This window comes from Pseudomonas sp. JV241A (assembly GCF_900275665.1).
Lineage (GTDB): Bacteria > Pseudomonadota > Gammaproteobacteria > Pseudomonadales > Pseudomonadaceae > Aquipseudomonas > Aquipseudomonas wadenswilerensis.
In genome coordinates this window covers 16012-33532 of the sequence record NZ_OPYO01000009.1, presented here as the reverse complement: position 1 = coordinate 33532, position 17521 = coordinate 16012, and the positions used below count along the sequence as shown (strand labels likewise).

The 17521-nt window shown below is 63.5% G+C and carries 15 protein-coding genes and 1 pseudogene; 8 read left to right on the top strand and 8 right to left on the bottom strand.

What is annotated here, in order from left to right; all coding sequences use genetic code 11:
- Nucleotides 1-828: transposase (locus JV241A_RS05115; RefSeq protein WP_134061500.1), on the top strand; the 828-nt coding region annotated here is incomplete at its 5' end.
- Between the two features lie 91 nt (nt 829-919).
- Here JV241A_RS05115 and JV241A_RS05110 read toward each other — a convergent pair.
- The 4 genes from JV241A_RS05110 to JV241A_RS05095 all read right to left on the bottom strand — a co-directional run bounded on the left by JV241A_RS05110 (nt 920) and on the right by JV241A_RS05095 (nt 4227).
- On the bottom strand, nt 920-2137 hold the full coding sequence (locus JV241A_RS05110) for an SAM-dependent methyltransferase (protein WP_134061499.1): 1218 nt from the start codon (nt 2135-2137) through the stop codon (nt 920-922).
- 106 nt (nt 2138-2243) lie between these two features.
- Nucleotides 2244-2861, bottom strand: coding sequence for a TPM domain-containing protein (locus JV241A_RS05105; RefSeq protein WP_115085534.1), 618 nt, complete (start codon nt 2859-2861; stop codon nt 2244-2246).
- Between the two features lie 26 nt (nt 2862-2887).
- Nucleotides 2888-3625 (bottom strand): TPM domain-containing protein, encoded by a 738-nt coding sequence (locus JV241A_RS05100; RefSeq protein WP_115085533.1) that lies wholly within the window; start codon nt 3623-3625, stop codon nt 2888-2890.
- Entirely contained in the window at nt 3625-4227 is a 603-nt protein-coding gene (locus JV241A_RS05095; RefSeq protein ID WP_115085532.1) for a LemA family protein, read from the bottom strand. Before JV241A_RS05095 ends, JV241A_RS05100 begins: the two co-directional genes overlap by 1 nt.
- A 175-nt stretch (nt 4228-4402) precedes the next feature.
- Here JV241A_RS05095 and bglX point away from each other — a divergent pair, with 175 nt between their 5' ends.
- The 6 genes and pseudogenes from bglX to JV241A_RS05065 all read left to right on the top strand — a co-directional run bounded on the left by bglX (nt 4403) and on the right by JV241A_RS05065 (nt 12594).
- Nucleotides 4403-6694: a beta-glucosidase BglX gene (bglX, locus tag JV241A_RS05090; RefSeq protein WP_134061498.1), complete on the top strand. Its 2292-nt coding sequence runs from the start codon at nt 4403-4405 to the stop codon at nt 6692-6694.
- 59 nt (nt 6695-6753) lie between these two features.
- Nucleotides 6754-8511: an ATP-binding protein gene (locus tag JV241A_RS05085; protein WP_115085530.1), complete on the top strand. Its 1758-nt coding sequence runs from the start codon at nt 6754-6756 to the stop codon at nt 8509-8511.
- On the top strand, nt 8505-9839 hold the full coding sequence (locus tag JV241A_RS05080; RefSeq protein WP_134061497.1) for a sigma-54 dependent transcriptional regulator: 1335 nt from the start codon (nt 8505-8507) through the stop codon (nt 9837-9839). The genes JV241A_RS05085 and JV241A_RS05080 overlap by 7 nt, the downstream gene beginning before the upstream one ends.
- A gap of 185 nt (nt 9840-10024) precedes the next feature.
- Nucleotides 10025-11344 carry an MFS transporter gene (locus tag JV241A_RS05075; RefSeq protein ID WP_115085528.1) on the top strand — a complete coding sequence of 440 codons (1320 nt, stop codon included), beginning with the start codon at nt 10025-10027 and terminating at the stop codon, nt 11342-11344.
- Between the two features lie 315 nt (nt 11345-11659).
- Nucleotides 11660-11848: pseudogene (locus JV241A_RS05070) on the top strand (heme utilization protein); the annotation flags it as partial.
- Nucleotides 11849-11982: 134 nt separating this feature from the next.
- Nucleotides 11983-12594 carry a flavin reductase family protein gene (locus JV241A_RS05065; protein WP_115085526.1) on the top strand — a complete coding sequence of 204 codons (612 nt, stop codon included), beginning with the start codon at nt 11983-11985 and terminating at the stop codon, nt 12592-12594.
- A 1-nt stretch (nt 12595) separates the two neighbouring features.
- Here the strand turns inward: JV241A_RS05065 and JV241A_RS05060 are convergent, their stop codons facing one another.
- Together JV241A_RS05060 and JV241A_RS05055 are read right to left on the bottom strand one after the other, a co-directional pair.
- Nucleotides 12596-12826, bottom strand: coding sequence for a hypothetical protein (locus JV241A_RS05060; RefSeq protein ID WP_115085525.1), 231 nt, complete (start codon nt 12824-12826; stop codon nt 12596-12598).
- A 38-nt stretch (nt 12827-12864) separates the two neighbouring features.
- Entirely contained in the window at nt 12865-13173 is a 309-nt protein-coding gene (locus JV241A_RS05055; protein WP_115085524.1) for an antibiotic biosynthesis monooxygenase family protein, read from the bottom strand.
- A gap of 204 nt (nt 13174-13377) precedes the next feature.
- Between JV241A_RS05055 and JV241A_RS05050 the strand changes: the two genes are divergently transcribed.
- Entirely contained in the window at nt 13378-14307 is a 930-nt protein-coding gene (locus JV241A_RS05050; protein WP_134061495.1) for an AraC family transcriptional regulator, read from the top strand.
- 101 nt (nt 14308-14408) lie between these two features.
- Here JV241A_RS05050 and JV241A_RS05045 read toward each other — a convergent pair whose 3' ends face one another.
- Together JV241A_RS05045 and JV241A_RS05040 are read right to left on the bottom strand one after the other, a co-directional pair.
- The gene (locus JV241A_RS05045; protein WP_134061494.1) at nt 14409-15842 is read right to left on the bottom strand and encodes an aldehyde dehydrogenase family protein; all 1434 of its coding nucleotides are present in this window, start codon (nt 15840-15842) and stop codon (nt 14409-14411) included.
- Nucleotides 15839-17476: a 5-guanidino-2-oxopentanoate decarboxylase gene (locus JV241A_RS05040; RefSeq protein WP_134061493.1), complete on the bottom strand. Its 1638-nt coding sequence runs from the start codon at nt 17474-17476 to the stop codon at nt 15839-15841. Before JV241A_RS05040 ends, JV241A_RS05045 begins: the two co-directional genes overlap by 4 nt.
- Nucleotides 17477-17521: the final 45 nt, after the last annotated feature.

Below are 17521 nucleotides of genomic sequence, written 5' to 3'. Positions count from 1 at the left end.
GAGGTGTTGCTTGAGCGTCTGAAGGACTTCAATATCAGTCGAGTGCTGATCGAAGCGACAGGCGGCTACGAGAAAGATGTGTTGATCGCCCTGGCCTCAGCAGGACTGGAAACCATCTGCATCAACCCAGCCCGTGCCCGAAAATTCGCCGATGCCATGGGTAAAAAAGCCAAAACCGACAAGATCGACGCCGAAGTCCTTGCGGACTTCGCTGCACACCTCAGCGCCCCTCAAGGCCAACCGGTCAGCCCTGAACGCGAAGAGCTGCGAGAGCTGGTGAAGCAGCGCGCCCAATTTGTGCAGAGCCGTGATGACTACAAACGGCGTCGCCTGCAATGCCGCTCGGCAATGGCGATGGCCCACTTTGATGAGCACATAGAACACCTGAAAGTGCTGATCAAACGCCTCGACGAAGAAATTGACCAGGCGATGGTGCAACTGGACGATACCAGGGCGAGTCAGTTGTTGGCGGTGAGCGGAATCGGTCGGGTAACCGCCGCAAATCTGCTCGCCTCACTGCCTGAACTGGGGCAGTTGGACCGCCGTCAGATCGCCGCTCTGGTGGGCGTAGCGCCTTACAACAACGATAGTGGTAGCCATCGAGGGCACCGCCAGATATGGGGTGGTCGGGCCCATGTAAGGCGAGTGCTGTACATGTCGAGCTGGATCATCATCCGTCACAACACAGAATTTAAAGCACGCTACGAAGCACTTCGGGCACGTGGCAAGTGCGCCAAGGTGGCACTCGTAGCTTGCATGCGGGTGCTGATCGTCAGGCTGAATGCAATGCTGCGGGACAATACCCCTTGGCGAGAGCAAACAGCCTGATCAAGACAGTTGCTCCCACAGTGGATCTGCGTGCTCCGACCCTGTGGGAGCTGGCTTGCCAGCGATCGAGCGCGCAGCGGTCGCAAAGTCTTCAGGCAGGGATCAAGCCATCGGCCCGCAACAAGGTCTCCAGGCAATGCTCCTTGACCCCATAGAAGTCCTTGAGCTGCTGGATCTTCTCCAGCAACGCTGACGCCTCAACCGGCGCCTGACGCTTGACCGCCAGGATCATCTTGTTCTTGTTGGTGTGCTCCAACGAAATGAACTCGAAGACCTTGGTCTCGTAGCCGCAGGCTTCCAGGTACAACGCGCGCAAGCTGTCAGTGAGCATTTCAGCCTGCTGGCCCAGGTGCAATCCGTACTGCAGCATTGGCTTGAGCAAGCCCGGGCTGTGCAGCTGCGGGCGAATCTGCTTGTGGCAGCACGGCGAGCACATGATGATCGCCGCGCCGCAACGAATACCGGTGTGGATCGCGTAATCAGTGGCGATATCACAGGCATGCAATGCAATCATCACCTCGATGGCGCTGGGCACCACGCTGCGCACATCACCGCATTCGAACACCAGGCCCGGATGCTCCAGACGCGAGGCCGCGGCGTTGCACAGCTCGACCATGTCCGGGCGCAGCTCGACGCCGGTAACCTGCGCCTCGCGCTGCAGGGTATTGCGCAGGTAGTCGTGGATGGCAAAGGTCAGGTAACCCTTGCCCGAACCAAAATCGGCCACTCGCAACGGCTGCTCGGCGGCCAGCGGCGCCGAGTTCAGGGCGTGGGAAAACACTTCGATGAACTTGTTGATCTGCTTCCACTTGCGCGACATGGCCGGGATCAGCGCCTGCTGCTTGTCGGTCACGCCCAGGTCCTGCAGGAACGGCCGGCTCAGTTCCAGGTAGCGCTTCTTCTCCCGGTCGTGCTCACCAGCCGGCGCCTGGCGCTCTTGTTGCACAGCGCTGCGATGGAGCATCGGCTTGCCCTTCTTGCTGAACTCCAGCTGCGCTTCGTCGCTGAGGCTGAGCAGGTGGGCGTTGCGAAACGAGGCCGGAAGCAACTCGGCCACCAGCGCCAGCGCTTCATCGTTGCCCAGGTTGCGGGTGATGTCGCGGGTCTTGTAGCGGTAGACGAACGACACGCAGGCCTGGCCCTTGACCGTCAGCGGCTTGGCAATGATGCGCTGCAGGGTTTCTTCGTTGCCGACATGGCGCGCCAGCACCAGCTTGATCAGGGCGTTCTGTTCCAGGCTGGTGGCGAGCAGGCTCAGAAACTGCGCACGCGCATCCGGCGCGGCCTGGGCGGTGGGGGAATCGGACATCGGGAAAAGGTGCCTCGGGTTGCGGAGGGGGCGCAGGTAGGCGCAGTGCCGGGAATTTTACGTGGATGCGCTTGCCCTGCACAGCATTTGTCGATGGGCGCCGCCGCTAGCCCAGCACCACCAGGCGATTGGGCAACTCGTTGCGCTCGTGGGTCAGCGGCACATGGGTACGCAGCAGTTCGCCGCAAGCCTCGATACAGCTGACAAAGCCCTGCAACGTCTGGCCCTGGCGCACCTGTTCGGTAAAGCGCTTGACGATGACATCCCAGACCTTGTTGTCCAGATGCCGGGATATGCCTTCATCGACGAGGATTTCGACATAGCGCTCGGCCTCGCTGACAAAGATCAGCATGCCGGTGCCGCCCACGGTGTGGTGCAGGTTCTGCTCCAGAAACTGCCGCCGGGCCAGGTTCGCCGCACGCCAGTGGCGCACCGAGCGCGGAATCAGGCGAGTGGTCAGCGACGGAATGCGAAACAGCAGACACAAGGCGATGAAGGTCAGCCACTGCACGATCAGCAAGCTGTGCACACTCATCCAGCCGCTGAGGTAATGGACGATGCCCGGCACCACCAGAGCCAGGAGGCTGGCCCACAGCAAGGGGATATAGGCGTAGTCGTCGGCGCGGCTGGCCAGCACCGTGACCAGTTCGGCATCGGTGTGACGCTCGACCCGTGCAATGGCTTCAGCGACCTGGCGCTGCTGTTGTTCAGTAAGCAATGTCATGCGTTGCGCTACTCGTTATTGATCATTTACCAGCCACCCGACGATCCACCACCGCCGAAGCTGCCCCCGCCACCGCTGAAGCCCCCTCCGCCGCCACCGCCACCAAAACCACCGCCGCCGTAGCCACCGCCGAAACCACCCCCCATGCCGCCGCGCCCGCTACCACCAAGGCCCAGGGACTGCAGGGCGAACACCACGACGATCAGCAGAATGAACAGGCCAATGCCCCAGGCCGGCGCACCGTCTTCGGTCTCGCCGCCCAGCGCCCGCGAGGGCTCGGCCAACGGGTTGCCGCCCAGCACCTGGAGAATCGCCGCGGTGCCCTGGACGATGCCCTGGCTGTACTCGCCACGGCGAAACGCCGGGGTGATGATGCGATTGATGATCACCGAGGACTGCGCATCCGTCAGGCGCTCTTCCAGGCCGTAGCCGACTTCGATGCGCAGCTTGCGTTCCTGAGGGGCGACGATCAACAGCGCGCCGTTGTCCTTGCCCTTCTGGCCGATGCCCCAGTGGCGGCCGAGCTGATAGCCGTAGTCTTCGATGCTCTGCCCCTGCAAATCCGCCAGGGTCACCACCACGACCTGCTCGCCAGTACCCTGTTCATGAGCCTTGAGCATGCTGTCGAGCTGGCTGCGGCTGGCACCGTCGAGCAGGCCGGCATTGTCCACCACCCGCCCGCTCAGCGCCGGGAAACTCAACTCGGCACGCAGCGGTGTGGCAAACAGCAGCGCCAGCAGCAGCGCGAGCTTGAACAGACGCATCAGAATTTCACTTCAGGCGCTTTTTCGGCATCGGCGCTGGTGGCCTCGAAGTTTTCCCGGATCGGCAGGTCGCTGTACATCACGCTGTGCCACAGCCGCCCGGGGAAGGTGCGGATCTCGGTGTTGTAGCGCTGCACGGCGGCAATGAAATCCTTGCGCGCGACGGCGATGCGGTTCTCGGTACCTTCAAGCTGCGACTGCAGGGCGAGGAAGTTCTGGTTGGATTTAAGGTCCGGGTAACGCTCGGACACCACCATCAGGCGACTCAGGGCCCCGGTCAGCTGCGACTGGGCCTGCTGGAACTGGCGCAACTTCTCGGGATCGTCCAGGGTGCTGGCATCGACCTGGATCGAGGTCGCCTTGGCCCGGGCTTCTATGACCGCGGTCAGGGTTTCCTGCTCTTGCTTGGCGTAGCCTTTGACCGTTTCGACCAGATTGGGAATCAGGTCGGCGCGGCGCTGGTACTGGTTCTGCACCTGGGCCCAGGCCGCTTTTACCTGCTCGTCATAGTTGGGGATGTTGTTGATCCCGCAACCGGCCAGCAAGCTGGCAAGCATCAGCAGCAGCCACAGTCGTACGCCCTTGAAATGAATTACCTGCATGTTGCTACGCTCCTTGATCGCCGTGATTCACCGGACTTGAGGCATAATCCGTCGTCGCCGCTGGATCGGGATCGCCCAATCAGCTAAAAGATGCCCCAGCAAACTACAACAATAGCCGCTTCCCCAACTTCGGCTGGGCAGTATCGACCTGCCGCAAGCCTTGAGAACAGAATTCATGAACAAGCTGTGTTTGCTGGGTCTGGTTGTCAGCCTGGCCAGTCACTCGGCCTTTGCCGACACCTCTGCCGCCCCGCTGCAGGACAAACAGGCGTTCATCGCCGACCTGATCAAGCAGATGACCCTGGATGAAAAGATCGGCCAGTTGCGCCTGATCAGCATCGGCCCGGAAATGCCCCGTGAAATGATCCGCAAGGAAATCGCCGCAGGGCGCATCGGCGGTACCTTCAACTCGATCACCCGCGCGGAAAACCGGCCGATGCAGGATGCCGCCGCCAAGAGCCGGCTGAAGATCCCGATGTTCTTCGCCTACGACGTGATCCACGGCCACCGCACTATCTTCCCGATCAGCCTGGGCCTGGCCGCCAGCTGGGACATGGACGCAATCGCCAAGGTCGGCCAGGTGTCCGCCCTTGAAGCCGCCTCCGACGGCATCGACATGACCTTCGCGCCGATGGTCGATATCGCCCGCGATCCGCGTTGGGGCCGCACCAGTGAAGGCTTTGGCGAAGACACCTACCTGGTCTCGCGCATTTCCAGAGTGATGGTCGAATCCTTCCAGGGCCAGAGCCCGGCCGAAGCCACCAGCCTGATGGCTGCGGTCAAGCACTTCGCCCTGTACGGCGCAGTGGAAGGCGGCCGCGACTACAACACGGTCGACATGAGCCCGAGCAAGATGTTCAACGACTACCTGCCGCCCTACCGCGCCGCCATCGATGCCGGCGCCGGCGGGGTGATGGTTGCGCTGAACTCGATCAACGGCGTGCCGGCCACCTCCAACACCTGGTTGATGAACGACCTGCTGCGCAAGGACTGGGGCTTCAAGGGCGTGACCGTCAGCGACCACGGCGCGATCACCGAGCTGGTGCGCCACGGCGTTGCCCGCGATGGCCGCGAAGCCGCCAAGCTTGCAATCAAGGCCGGCATCGACCTGAGCATGAACGACTCGCTGTACGGCGAAGAGCTGGCCAGCCTGCTCAAGGCCGGTGAAATCGACCAGGCCGACATCGACAACGCCGTGCGCGAAGTACTCGGTGCCAAGTACGACATGGGCCTGTTCGAAGACCCGTACCGGCGCATCGGCAAGGCCAGCGACGATCCGGCCGACACCTATGCCGACAGCCGCCTGCACCGCGCCGAAGCACGCGACGTGGCCCGCCGCAGCCTGGTCCTGCTGGAAAACCGCCAGCAGACCCTGCCGTTGAAAAAAGCCGGCACCATCGCCCTGGTCGGCCCGCTGGCCGATGCCCCGATCGACATGATGGGCAGTTGGGCCGCCGCCGGCCGCCCGCACCAGTCGATCACCGTGCGCGAAGGCATGCGCCAGGTCCTCGGTGACAAGGCCAAGGTGATCTACGCCAAAGGCTCCAACGTCACCCACGACAAGGCCATCCTCGATTACCTGAACTTCCTCAACTTCGATGCCCCGGAAATCGTCGACGACCCACGCCCTGCCGCAGTGCTGATCGACGAAGCGGTCAAGGCTGCCAAGCAGTCCGACGTGGTCGTGGCCGTGGTTGGCGAGTCTCGTGGCATGTCCCACGAATCCTCCAGCCGCACCACCCTGGAAATCCCGGCGGCCCAGCGCGAGCTGATCAAGGCCCTGAAAGCCACCGGCAAACCGCTGGTGCTGGTGCTGATGAACGGCCGGCCGCTGTCGCTGGCCTGGGAACGCGAGCAGGCCGATGCCATCCTGGAAACCTGGTTCAGCGGCACCGAAGGCGGCAACGCCATTGCCGATGTGCTGTTCGGCGACTACAACCCGTCGGGCAAGCTGGCCATCACCTTCCCGCGCTCGGTCGGGCAGATCCCGATGTACTACAACCACCTGAGCATCGGCCGCCCGTTCACCCCGGGCAAACCAGGCAACTACACCTCGCAGTACTTCGAAGAGCCGAACGGCCCGCTGTACCCCTTCGGCTACGGCCTGAGCTACAGCGACTTCAGCCTCTCGAACCTGAGCCTGTCGAGCAAGACGGTGAAACAGGGCCAGGACTTCGAAGCCAGCATCGTGGTCAAGAACACCGGCAAGCGTGACGGCGAAACCGTGGTGCAGCTGTACCTGCAGGATGTGACCGCGTCCATGAGTCGTCCGGTCAAGGAACTGAAGAACTTCCAGAAAGTCATGCTCAAGGCTGGTGAAGAACGCACCCTGCGCTTCACCATCAAGGCCGACGACCTGAAGTTCTACAACGGCCAGTTGCAATGGGCTGCCGAGCCGGGTGAGTTCCGGGTCCAGGTCGGCCTCGATTCGCAGGCCGTGCAACAACAGAGCTTCGAGCTGCTGTAAAACGTTGCCATGCTCCAAGGGAAGGCCAGGAGGCCTTCCCCACTGCCGGGACTTGCACCATGCCTTCTTCCTTTCGCGCCCTGCGTCTGGGCCTGATTCTGTTCTTCATCCTCGCCGGCACCTTGCTGACCGCGGGCTGGGCCATGCACCACGCCAAGCGCCAGTCGATGGTCGAGGATGCCCGCCGGGCCAGTGAGCAGTTGGGGCTGTATGCCAACTCGCTGCACACCCTGATCGAACGTTACCGCGCCCTGCCGGCGGTGCTGGCCCTCGACCCGGAACTGATCAGCGCCTTGCGCGGCCCGGTTGCAGGCCCGGTGCAGGATGCCCTGAACCGCAAGCTGGAGCGCATCAACGGTGCGGCCAATTCCTCGACCCTCGAGCTGCTCGACCGCACCGGCCTGGCCGTGGCCGCCAGCAACTGGCGCCTGCCCAGCACCTATGTCGGCTCCAACTATGGCTTCCGGCCATATTTCAAACAGACCCGTAGCCAGGGCAGCGGCCGCTTCTATGCGGTGGGTGTGACCAGCGGCGTGCCGGGTTATTTTTTGTCCAGTGCCGTGCAGGATGAAAACAGCCGCTTCCTCGGTGCCATGGTGGTCAAGCTGGAGTTCCCCGAGCTTGAGCGCGAATGGCGCCAGGGCAGCGATATCCTCCTGGTCAGCGACGCCCGCGGGATCATCTTCATCGCCAACCAGGACGGCTGGCGCTACCGCGAACTGCAAGCGCTGACCAGCGCCGACCGCGCGGAACTGGCCGCCACCCGCCAGTACGACAAGCAACCGCTGGTGCCGCTACAGCACCATATCCTCAGCAGCTTTGACGCCAACAGCCACCTGATGCGCGTGCAGGGCCCCGAGGGCAATACCGACTACCTGTGGGAAAGCCTGCCGCTGGAAGCCGAGGGCTGGACCCTGCACCTGCTGCGCAAGCCGCAGGTCAGCGAAGATGGCCGCAACGCCGCGCTGGCTGCCGCTGCGGTCTGGCTGAGCCTGGTGTTCGCCCTGCTGTTCATCAGCCAGCGCCTGCGCCTGGCCCGCCTGCGCCAACGCAGCCGCGAAGAACTCGAACGCCTGGTCGAAGCCCGCACCCGCGACTTGCGCACCGCCCAGGAGGGCCTGGTGCAATCGGCCAAGCTGGCGGCGCTTGGGCAGATGTCGGCGGCGCTGGCCCACGAGATCAACCAGCCGCTGACCACCCAGCGCATGCAGCTGGCAACCCTGCGCCTGCTGCTCGATAACCAACGCCTGGATGAAGCACGCCAGGCCCTGGAGCCGCTGGAGCAGATGCTCACGCGCATGGCGGCCCTCACCGGGCACCTGAAAACCTTCGCCCGCAACAGCCCCAGCGGCCTGCGCGAACGCCTGGACCTGGCCACCGTGGTTGACCAGGCGCTGCAATTGCTCGATGCGCGCATCCGCGCCGAAGACGTCAGCGTCGCCCTGTACCTGGCCCGCCCGGCCTGGGTGCGCGGCGATGCGATACGCCTTGAGCAGGTGCTGATCAACCTGCTGCGCAACGCCCTGGATGCCATGGCCGAAAAGAGCTACAAACGCCTTGAGGTGCGCATCGATGCCGAACGGGATCACTGGCGCCTGAGCGTGCTCGACAGCGGCGGCGGTATTCCCGTCGAGCACCTGGCCAGTGTCTTCGACCCGTTCTTCACCACCAAGCCGGTGGGCGAAGGCTTGGGCCTGGGCCTGGCGATTTCCTATGGCATCATTCACGAAGCCGGCGGCCGCCTGCAGGTCGACAACCAACCCGGCGGCGCCCGTTTCAGCCTGACCTTGCCTATGGACCCGGAACCCGCATGTTGAATTCAGTGATGGTCGTCGACGATGAAGCCAGCATCCGCACCGCCGTAGAGCAATGGCTGAGCCTGTCCGGCTTCAATGTGCAGCTGTTCAGCCGTGCCGAAGACTGCCTCCAGCAACTGCCCGGGCACTTCCCCGGGGTGGTCCTCAGTGATGTGCGCATGCCCGGCATGGACGGCCTGCAATTGCTCGAACAACTGCAGGCCAGCGATGCCGACCTGCCGGTGATCCTGCTCACCGGCCATGGCGATGTGCCGATGGCGGTCGAGGCCATGCGCAATGGCGCCTACGACTTTCTTGAAAAGCCCTTCAGCCCCGAAGCCCTGCTCGGCAGCCTGCGCCGCGCCCTGGAAAAACGCCAGCTGGTGCTGGAGAACCGCCGCCTGCATGAACAGGCCGATTTGAAGGTACGCCTGGAGGCGGATCTGCTGGGCGTGTCCCAGGGCATGCAGCAGTTGCGCAAGCAGGTCCTGGACCTCGCCAGCCTGCCGGTCAACGTGCTGATTCGCGGCGAAACCGGCAGCGGCAAGGAGCAGGTCGCGCGCTGCCTGCATGAGTTTGGCCCGCGCGCCGGCAAGCCCTTTGTCGCTCTCAACTGCGCGGCGATCCCCGAGCAATTGTTCGAGGCCGAGTTGTTCGGCCATGAAAGCGGCGCCTTCACCGGCGCCCAGGGCAAGCGTATCGGCAAACTCGAATATGCCAATGGCGGCACGGTGTTCCTCGATGAAATCGAAAGCATGCCACTGGCCCAGCAGGCCAAGCTGCTGCGCGTGTTGCAGGAGCAGAAGCTCGAACGCCTGGGCGCCAACCAGAGCATCAGCGTCGACCTGCGGATCATCGCCGCGACCAAACCCGACCTGCTCGAAGAAGCCCGGGCCGGCCGCTTTCGCGAAGACCTGGCGTATCGCCTGAACGTCGCCGAATTGCGCCTGGCGCCGTTGCGCGACCGGCGCGAAGACATCCCGCTGCTGTTCAACCACTTTGCCCGCCTGGCCGCCGAGCGCGTTGGCCGTAGCACGCCGGTACTCAGTGGCGCGCACCTGGGCAAGCTGCTCGGTCACGACTGGCCGGGCAACGTTCGTGAACTGGCCAACGCCGCCGAACGTCATGCCCTGGGGCTGGGCGAGCCGGCAGCAACAGCAATCGAAGCCGGGCAATCGCTGGCCGCCCAGCAGGAAGCCTTCGAAGCCCAGTGCCTGCGCGCTGCCCTCAGCCGCCACAAGGGCGAGATCAAGGCGGTGATGGAAGAGCTGCAACTGCCGCGGCGCACCCTCAACGAAAAAATGCAGCGCCACGGCCTGCTGCGTGAAGATTTTCTCGGCCCTGCTTGATCGACACAACTGATCGCCATAAGCGGATTTTCGCCTACCCACTCGTTTGGATAGGCGGATTTCCGCTCATCACACCCGTATAACCCTTCTAGACCGGGCCTCCAGCACCTGGCACAGCTTCTGCTATAGCCCTGGCAGGCTGCGTTTCGACGCGCTCCACAAAAACAACTATGAAGGTCCCTTCGATGGATAACTCCAGCACTCTGCCCGCCGGGGCGGCCATTGCGCCCGCCGCGGAAAAAACCACCCGCAGCCGACTCAAGTCGATTTTCAGCGGCTCGATCGGCAACATGGTCGAATGGTACGACTGGTACGTTTACGCCGCGTTCTCCCTGTACTTCGCCAAAGCCTTCTTCCCCGCTGGCGACACCACCGCCCAACTGCTCAACACCGCCGCGATCTTCGCCGTGGGCTTCCTGATGCGCCCGATCGGCGGCTGGCTGATGGGTATCTACGCCGACCGCAAGGGCCGCAAGGCCGCGCTGATGGCCTCGGTATTGCTGATGTGCGCAGGCTCGCTGGTCATCGCCCTGACCCCGGGTTATGAAACCATCGGCGTCGCCGCGCCGGTGCTGCTGGTCATCGCGCGTCTGATGCAAGGCCTCTCGGTAGGCGGCGAGTACGGCACTTCCGCCACCTACCTCAGTGAGATGGCCACCAAGGAACGCCGTGGCTTCTTCTCCAGCTTCCAGTACGTGACGCTGATTTCCGGCCAGCTCATCGCCCTGGCGGTGCTGATCATCCTGCAGCAGACCCTGACCACCGAGCAGCTGTATGCCTGGGGCTGGCGTGTGCCTTTCGTGATCGGCGCCCTGTGTGCGGTGGTCGCCCTGTACCTGCGCCGTGGCATGGAAGAAACCGCCTCCTTCACCAAGAAGGAAAAGTCCAAGGAAAGCCTGATGCGCACCCTGATGCGCCATCCGAAGGAGCTGGCCACCGTGGTCGGCCTGACCATGGGCGGTACCCTGGCCTTCTACACCTACACCACCTACATGCAGAAGTACCTGGTGAACACGGTGGGCATGAGCATCAGCGACTCGACCACCATTTCGGCGGCCACTCTGTTCCTGTTCATGTGCCTGCAGCCAGTCATCGGCAGCCTTTCCGACAAGATCGGCCGGCGTCCGATCCTGATCGCCTTCGGCGTGCTCGGCACGCTGTGCACCGTACCGATCCTCACCACCCTGCACACCATCCAGACCTGGTGGGGCGCGTTCTTCCTGATCATGGCGGCGCTGATCATCGTCAGCGGCTACACCTCGATCAACGCGGTGGTCAAAGCCGAGCTGTTCCCCACCGAAATCCGCGCCCTGGGCGTTGGCCTGCCGTACGCCCTGACCGTGTCGATCTTCGGCGGTACCGCTGAATACGTGGCGCTGTGGTTCAAGAGCATCGGCATGGAGACCGGCTACTACTGGTACGTGACCGCTTGTATCGCCTGCTCGTTGCTGGTGTATGTGTTCATGAAGGACACCCGCAAGCATTCGCGGATCACCACTGACTGATCCCAGTCATCGGCAGAAAAAAGGGGGCATCCGCCAGCGGATTGCCCCCTTTTTTTGTTTATGGCGCTTTAACCCGCAATTAATCCCACACCCTCAATCTTCACTCATAGCGTAGACCGCATCGCCTGCATCGCTGGCAAGGCCAGCTCCCACAGGTCCGTGCATGGCCTTGCTGGCGATGAGGGCGAACTGCCGTCAAATACATCTACTTTTTAGATTCTTATACGTTATTTTTTGCGCTTTTTAATCAATTTTATCGGCGTAGCATTACACCCATAGAAACAAACAACCCCTCACCACCTCGGAGCAACGACCATGAAAAGCAAACTGATCCTGACCCTGGCCTTCTCGGTACTGGCTGCCAACGCCTTCGCCGAAGACGGCTTCGACCGTACCAACGCCCACAACTTCAACGCCGTGCCAACCCAGCCGGCCACTTATGTAGAAGACGGTTTCGATCGCACTGGCGGCGCCAAATTCGCTGAAGACGGTTTCGATCGCACCCAGGCCCACCGCATCAGCTAAGCCCTGATGTGACGCAGTCAGCCCGGCCTCGGCCGGGCTTAGTCATTTTCAGCAAGGCCAAGCCTTGGCACACTAGGCGCTTACTCACAGGGAAGGCCCTCAGGCCAGCGCAGATGTATTACTACGAACCGGCAAAAGGCCACGGTCTGCCCCACGATCCGTTCAATGCCATCGTCGGCCCACGCCCGATTGGCTGGATTTCTTCCCAGGACGCCGAAGGTCGCCTGAACCTTGCGCCCTACAGCTTCTTCAACGCCTTCAACTACATTCCACCGATCGTCGGTTTCGCCAGCGTCGGGCGCAAAGACAGCCTGAACAACATCGAGCAGACGGGCGAATTCGCCTGGAACCTGGCCACCCGGCCGTTGGCCGAGGCGATGAACCAGAGCTGCGCCGCGGTTGCACCGCAAGTTGACGAGTTCGCCCTGAGTGGGCTGACCCCGGTGGCGTCCAGGGTGATTGCCGTGCCGCGGGTGCAAGAAAGCCCGGTGTCATTCGAGTGCAAGGTCACCCAGATCATCCAGCTGCAACGTGCTGACCAGGCGCTGGTGCCAAGCTGGCTGGTTCTGGGTGAAGTGGTGGCGGTACATATCGCCGAGCATCTGCTCAAGGACGGCATCTACGATACCGCTGCAGGCCAGCCGATCCTGCGGGGTGGCGGCCCGGCGGATTACTTCGAACTGGGCAACCTGTTCAAGATGGCCCGCCCGCAGGTCAACGGCTGAGTTACCAGACCAGTTCGGCGTCGTCATCGACGCCCTGCAGGCGCTCAAGTTCGGCGCAGGCCGCTTCGTCAGCAGCCAGGGCAGTCTGGAAACGCTGCCCTTCAAGGACCTTATGAAAGCGCGGTGCGCCACTGGCACCCAGGCCTTTGACGGCGATGGCGGCGTTATAACCGTCGTCGCCACGTACAGCTGCCGATACGGCTTCGAACCGCGAAAATTCTTTACGTGCCATGTGCTTCAAATCCACATCAATTACCTGAAGCCGGCATTCTAACCTGCGCAAGGCGAGCCGAAGGTATGCAGGTCGAGGCTATCGACCACCCGCGCCTGCACCAGCTCGCCAAACAACTCAAGGGTCGGTGAAGCGAAGTAGCCGCTCATCGATTGCTGATCGCGCCAGAAACCGCTGAGCAGCCACAGGTCGGCATCGGCCTGGGAGCGTTGCAGGCTGAACTTCAGGCAGCCGGGGGCCTGACGCGACGGCTCCAGCAGGTCACGCAGGCGCTCGCCCAGTTCCTCTGAGCGACCGCTGCTGGCGCGGATAAATGCAAGGTGGGTGACCGAATGTACCGAGGTCATGAGCGTTTCTCCATGTGCAGCCAGATGAAATTGCCAGGCTGCACAGGTTAGGCCTCCCGCCCGCGCGGCGGTTAGGCAATTCCTGTCGAGCGCTTGCCTGATCCTGCGCGCCCTGCAGGATCAGGCAAGCGGGCGGCAGCTTTCGACTAGCGCCGTGGCTTGCACAAACCTATCCTGCAGTCGTTCTCCCTGGAATCGCCCCCCATGTCTGCTATTGAGCCCGACCGCCTGATCCTCGACCCCGCCCTGGAACAACAGCGCCAGGAGCTGGCCGTACTCATCCAACGCCATGCGCCACGCCAGGCTGGCGTCGAGTCGGCGGTTGAGGACCTGTTTCTGGTGCGCTACGAAGAAAGCGTGCGCTCCATGCCGGCCCTGGCCGAGCCTGCACTGTGCATCCTGGCTCATGGCAGCAAGGAGGTGTGCCTGGGCGACGAGCACTACAGGTACGACCCGCTGCATTACATGGTGGTGTCGGTGGCATTGCCGATCAGCGGCGTGCTGCTGGAGGCCAGCCCGGAAAACCCCAGCCTGGGTGTGCGCCTGAACATTGATCCGGCGCAGATCAACAACCTGTTGGCCGATGCCGGCCCCCTCGGTGTGCCGGCTTTGCCGTCGGGCCGTGGGCTGTATGTGGAGCGTACCGATCCGCTGTTGCTCGATGCCCTGCTGCGGTTGATTCGCTTGCTCGATTCGCCGAAGGATATCCCGATCCTTGCGCCGCTGATCAAGCGCGAGATTCTCTACCGGCTGCTGCGAGGACCGCAGGGTTACCGGCTGTATGAAATTGCCATGGCCAACAGCCAGACCCATCGGGTGTGCCAAGCCATCGAATGGCTCAACCAGCACTTTCATCAGCCGTTGCGCATCGATGACCTGGCGCGCGAAGTCAACCTCAGTACCTCGACCTTGCATCACCGTTTCAAGGCGGTGACCTCCATGAGCCCGTTGCAGTACCAGAAGCAGCTGCGCCTGCAGGAAGCGCGGCGGCTGATGCTCAATGACGGGCTTGAGGCGGCGGTGGCAGGCTATCGGGTGGGCTATGAAAGCCCGTCGCAGTTCAGCCGCGAGTACAGCCGCTTGTATGGGGCGCCGCCGGTTAGGGACCTGGCCAGGTTGCGCAGTGCGCTCTAGATTGCTATCGCCGGCAACGCCAGCTCCCACAGTGAGAAGTGCAAGCTGATAACCCTGTGGGAGCCGGCGTTGCCGGCGATGGAGCGCGCAGCGGTCCGCTTTTACACCGCCCTGACGACGTGCTTGATCTCCTGAAAGGCACTCAAGCCCCAAGGCCCCAGCTCCCGACCCAGGCTGCTCTGCTTGTACCCACCCCAGGCCGTCTGCGGGAAGATCACCTGCGGTGCGTTAATCCACACCAGCCCCGCCTGCAAGGCGTTGGCTACCCGCTCGGCAGCCGGCAAATCACGGCTGAGCACACTGGCCACCAGGCCGAACTCGGTGTCATTGGCCAGCGCCAGCGCCTCGGCTTCAGTGGCAAACGAACGCACGCACAGCACCGGACCGAAGATCTCCTCACACCACAAGGCGCTGTCCAGCGGTACATCGGTGAACACCGTGGGGCTGACGAAGTAGCCGCAAGGCAGCTGCGCCGGCCGTGAACCGCCACAGAGCAACCGGGCACCGGATTGCACACCCGCCGCAATATGCGCCTGTACCCGCTGGTACTGGGTCTGATTGACCAACGGCCCCATTTCGCTTTCGCCGCTGAACGGCTCGCCCACGCGGATCGCTTCGGCACGGGCCTTCACTGCCTCGATAAACGCAGGGTACAGGGCTTCGGCCACCAGCACCCGACTGGTGGCCGAACACATCTGCCCGGCATTGAAGAAACCACCCAGGCAAGCCAGCTCCACCGCAAGTTCCAGGTCGGCGTCCTCCAGCACCAGCAACGGCGATTTGCCGCCCAGTTCCAGGCTCACACCCTTGACCGTCTCCGCCGCCCGCTGCATTACCTGCACACCCACCGCATTGCTGCCGGTGAAGGAAATCTTGGCAATACGCGGATCGGCCGCCAAGGGCGCGCCCACCGCCAGCCCGGTACCGCAGACCAGGTTGAACACCCCATCCGGCAGCCCCGCTTCGGCGATGATCGCCGCCAGTTCCAGCTCGGCCAGCGGGGTGACTTCCGAAGGCTTGAGCACCACGCAGCAGCCTGCCGCCAGTGCCGGCGCCAGCTTCCAGGCGGTGGTGACCATGGGGAAGTTCCACGGCACGATCAAACCGACCACACCGCACGGTTCACGCCGTACCCGGGCGACAAAATCTTCGCTGGGCAGGGCCACCGAGCGGTCACGCCCGAGGTTGTCCGCCAACTCCGCGTAATAGCGAAAGGTCGCGATGACATCATCGACATCGATGTGGGCTTCAACCAGCGGCTTGCCGTTGTTGCTGGCTTGCAGCTGTACCAAGCGCTCGCGGCGCGCCTCGACACCCTCGGCAATAGCCCGCAAGATGGCCGCGCGGGTCGGCCCGCTGGATGTAGACCATTCGACAAATGCCGCTCGGGCCGCCAGCGTTGCCCGCTCGACCGCCGCAGCGTCGCCACCGGCAACTTCGGCCAGTACCTGCTCGTTGCTCGGGTTGATCACCGTCAGCGCCTGGGGGCCATGCTGCCAGACGCCTGCGATATAGATACCAGGCAGCTTGATCATGCTGGCACCGCCTGCATCCAGGTGGCCTGGTCGATTTCGATCAGGCTCGGGCCTTTGCGATCGCAGGCCTGACGCAATGCTTCGCGCAGCTGGGCGACGTCGCCCACAGACTCGGCGCTGCAGCCCAGGGCCTTGGCCACGCCAATAAAATCAGGGGTGTAGATATCGACGCCGACCGGCTCGATGGCGCGGTTGACCATGTAGCGCTTGATCTCTTCATAGCCCTGGTTGTTCCACAGCAGCACGATCAGCGGCACCTGCGCCTCGCGGGCACTGGCCAGTTCCGGCAGGGTGAACTGCAAGCCGCCGTCGCCGATCAGGCACACCACCGGCGCGCGATCGGCCACCGCTTCGGCGCTGCCCAGCCAGGCGCCCATGGCTGCCGGCAGCGCGTAACCCAGGGTGCCGTAGCCAGTCGAGGCGTTGAACCAGCGCCGCGGTTGGTCCATGTCCAGGGTCAGGTTGCCGGTGTACACCGGCTGGGTCGAGTCACCGACCAGCACTGCGCCCGACAGGGTTTCGAGAATGGTATTGAGCATACGCGTCTGGCTGCGCATCGGCAGGTCGCGGTCAGCCTCCAGCACTGCACGCAAGCGGGCGGCACGGGCCGCGCCCCACTCGGCGCCGCGCACCGGTGCCGGTTGCTCGGCCAGGGCGACCAGCAAGGCCTGGGTAGCGAGGGTCGAATCCGCGACCAGGGCGACCTTCGGCGGGTAGTTGCGCACGGTCTGGTCGGGGTCGATATCGATGCGCAGCAGCTCACCGGGGATCTCGAAACCACCCTTGAAGGTCACGTCGTAGTCGGTCTCGGCAAGCTCGGTACCGATCGCCAGCACCACATCGGCTTCGGCGACCAGGGCACGGGTGGCCACCAGCGACTGGGTCGAGCCGATCTGCAGCGGGTGGCTGGCCGGCAGAACGCCCTTGGCGTTGATGGTCAGGGCCACCGGCGCCTGCAGGTATTCTGCCAGGCGGGTCAGCGCCGCGCTGGCATCGATGGCACCACCGCCGGCGAGGATCAGCGGCCGCCGGGCTGCCGCGAGCATGGCGGCCATTTGTGCAACCGGCGCAGGCGCGGCGCCAGCGCGGGCGATACGCACCGGGGCACAGGCCAGCAGGTGATCGGCGTCTTCGACCAGCACATCCAGTGGAATCTCGATATGCACCGGGCGCGGCCGTGCGCCATCGAACACGGCAAAGGCGCGGGCCAGTACCGACGGCAGGTCATCGGCGCTCATCAGCGTGTGGGAAAACGCCGCCACGCCTGCCACCAGATTGCCCTGCGCCGGCAGCTCATGCAGCTTGCCGCGCCCGCCGCCCAACTGGTCACGCGACTGCACGCTGGAAATCACCAGCATCGGAATCGAGTCAGCGTAGGCCTGGCCCATGGCGGTGGTGATATTGGTCATGCCCGGGCCGGTGATGATGAAGCACACGCCCGGCTTGCCGCGGGTACGCGCGTAGCCGTCAGCCATGAAGCCGGCGCCTTGCTCGTGGCGCGGGGTGATGTGCCGGATGCGCGAGCTTGCCAGCCCGCGATAGAGTTCCACTGTATGCACGCCGGGAATTCCAAAGACATGGTCTACGCCATAGCCTTCAAGGAGTTTGACCAGTACTTCGCCGCAAGTCGCCATGATCGTCTGCCTGTCATTGTTCGGGAAACAGGCTGTATTGGACCG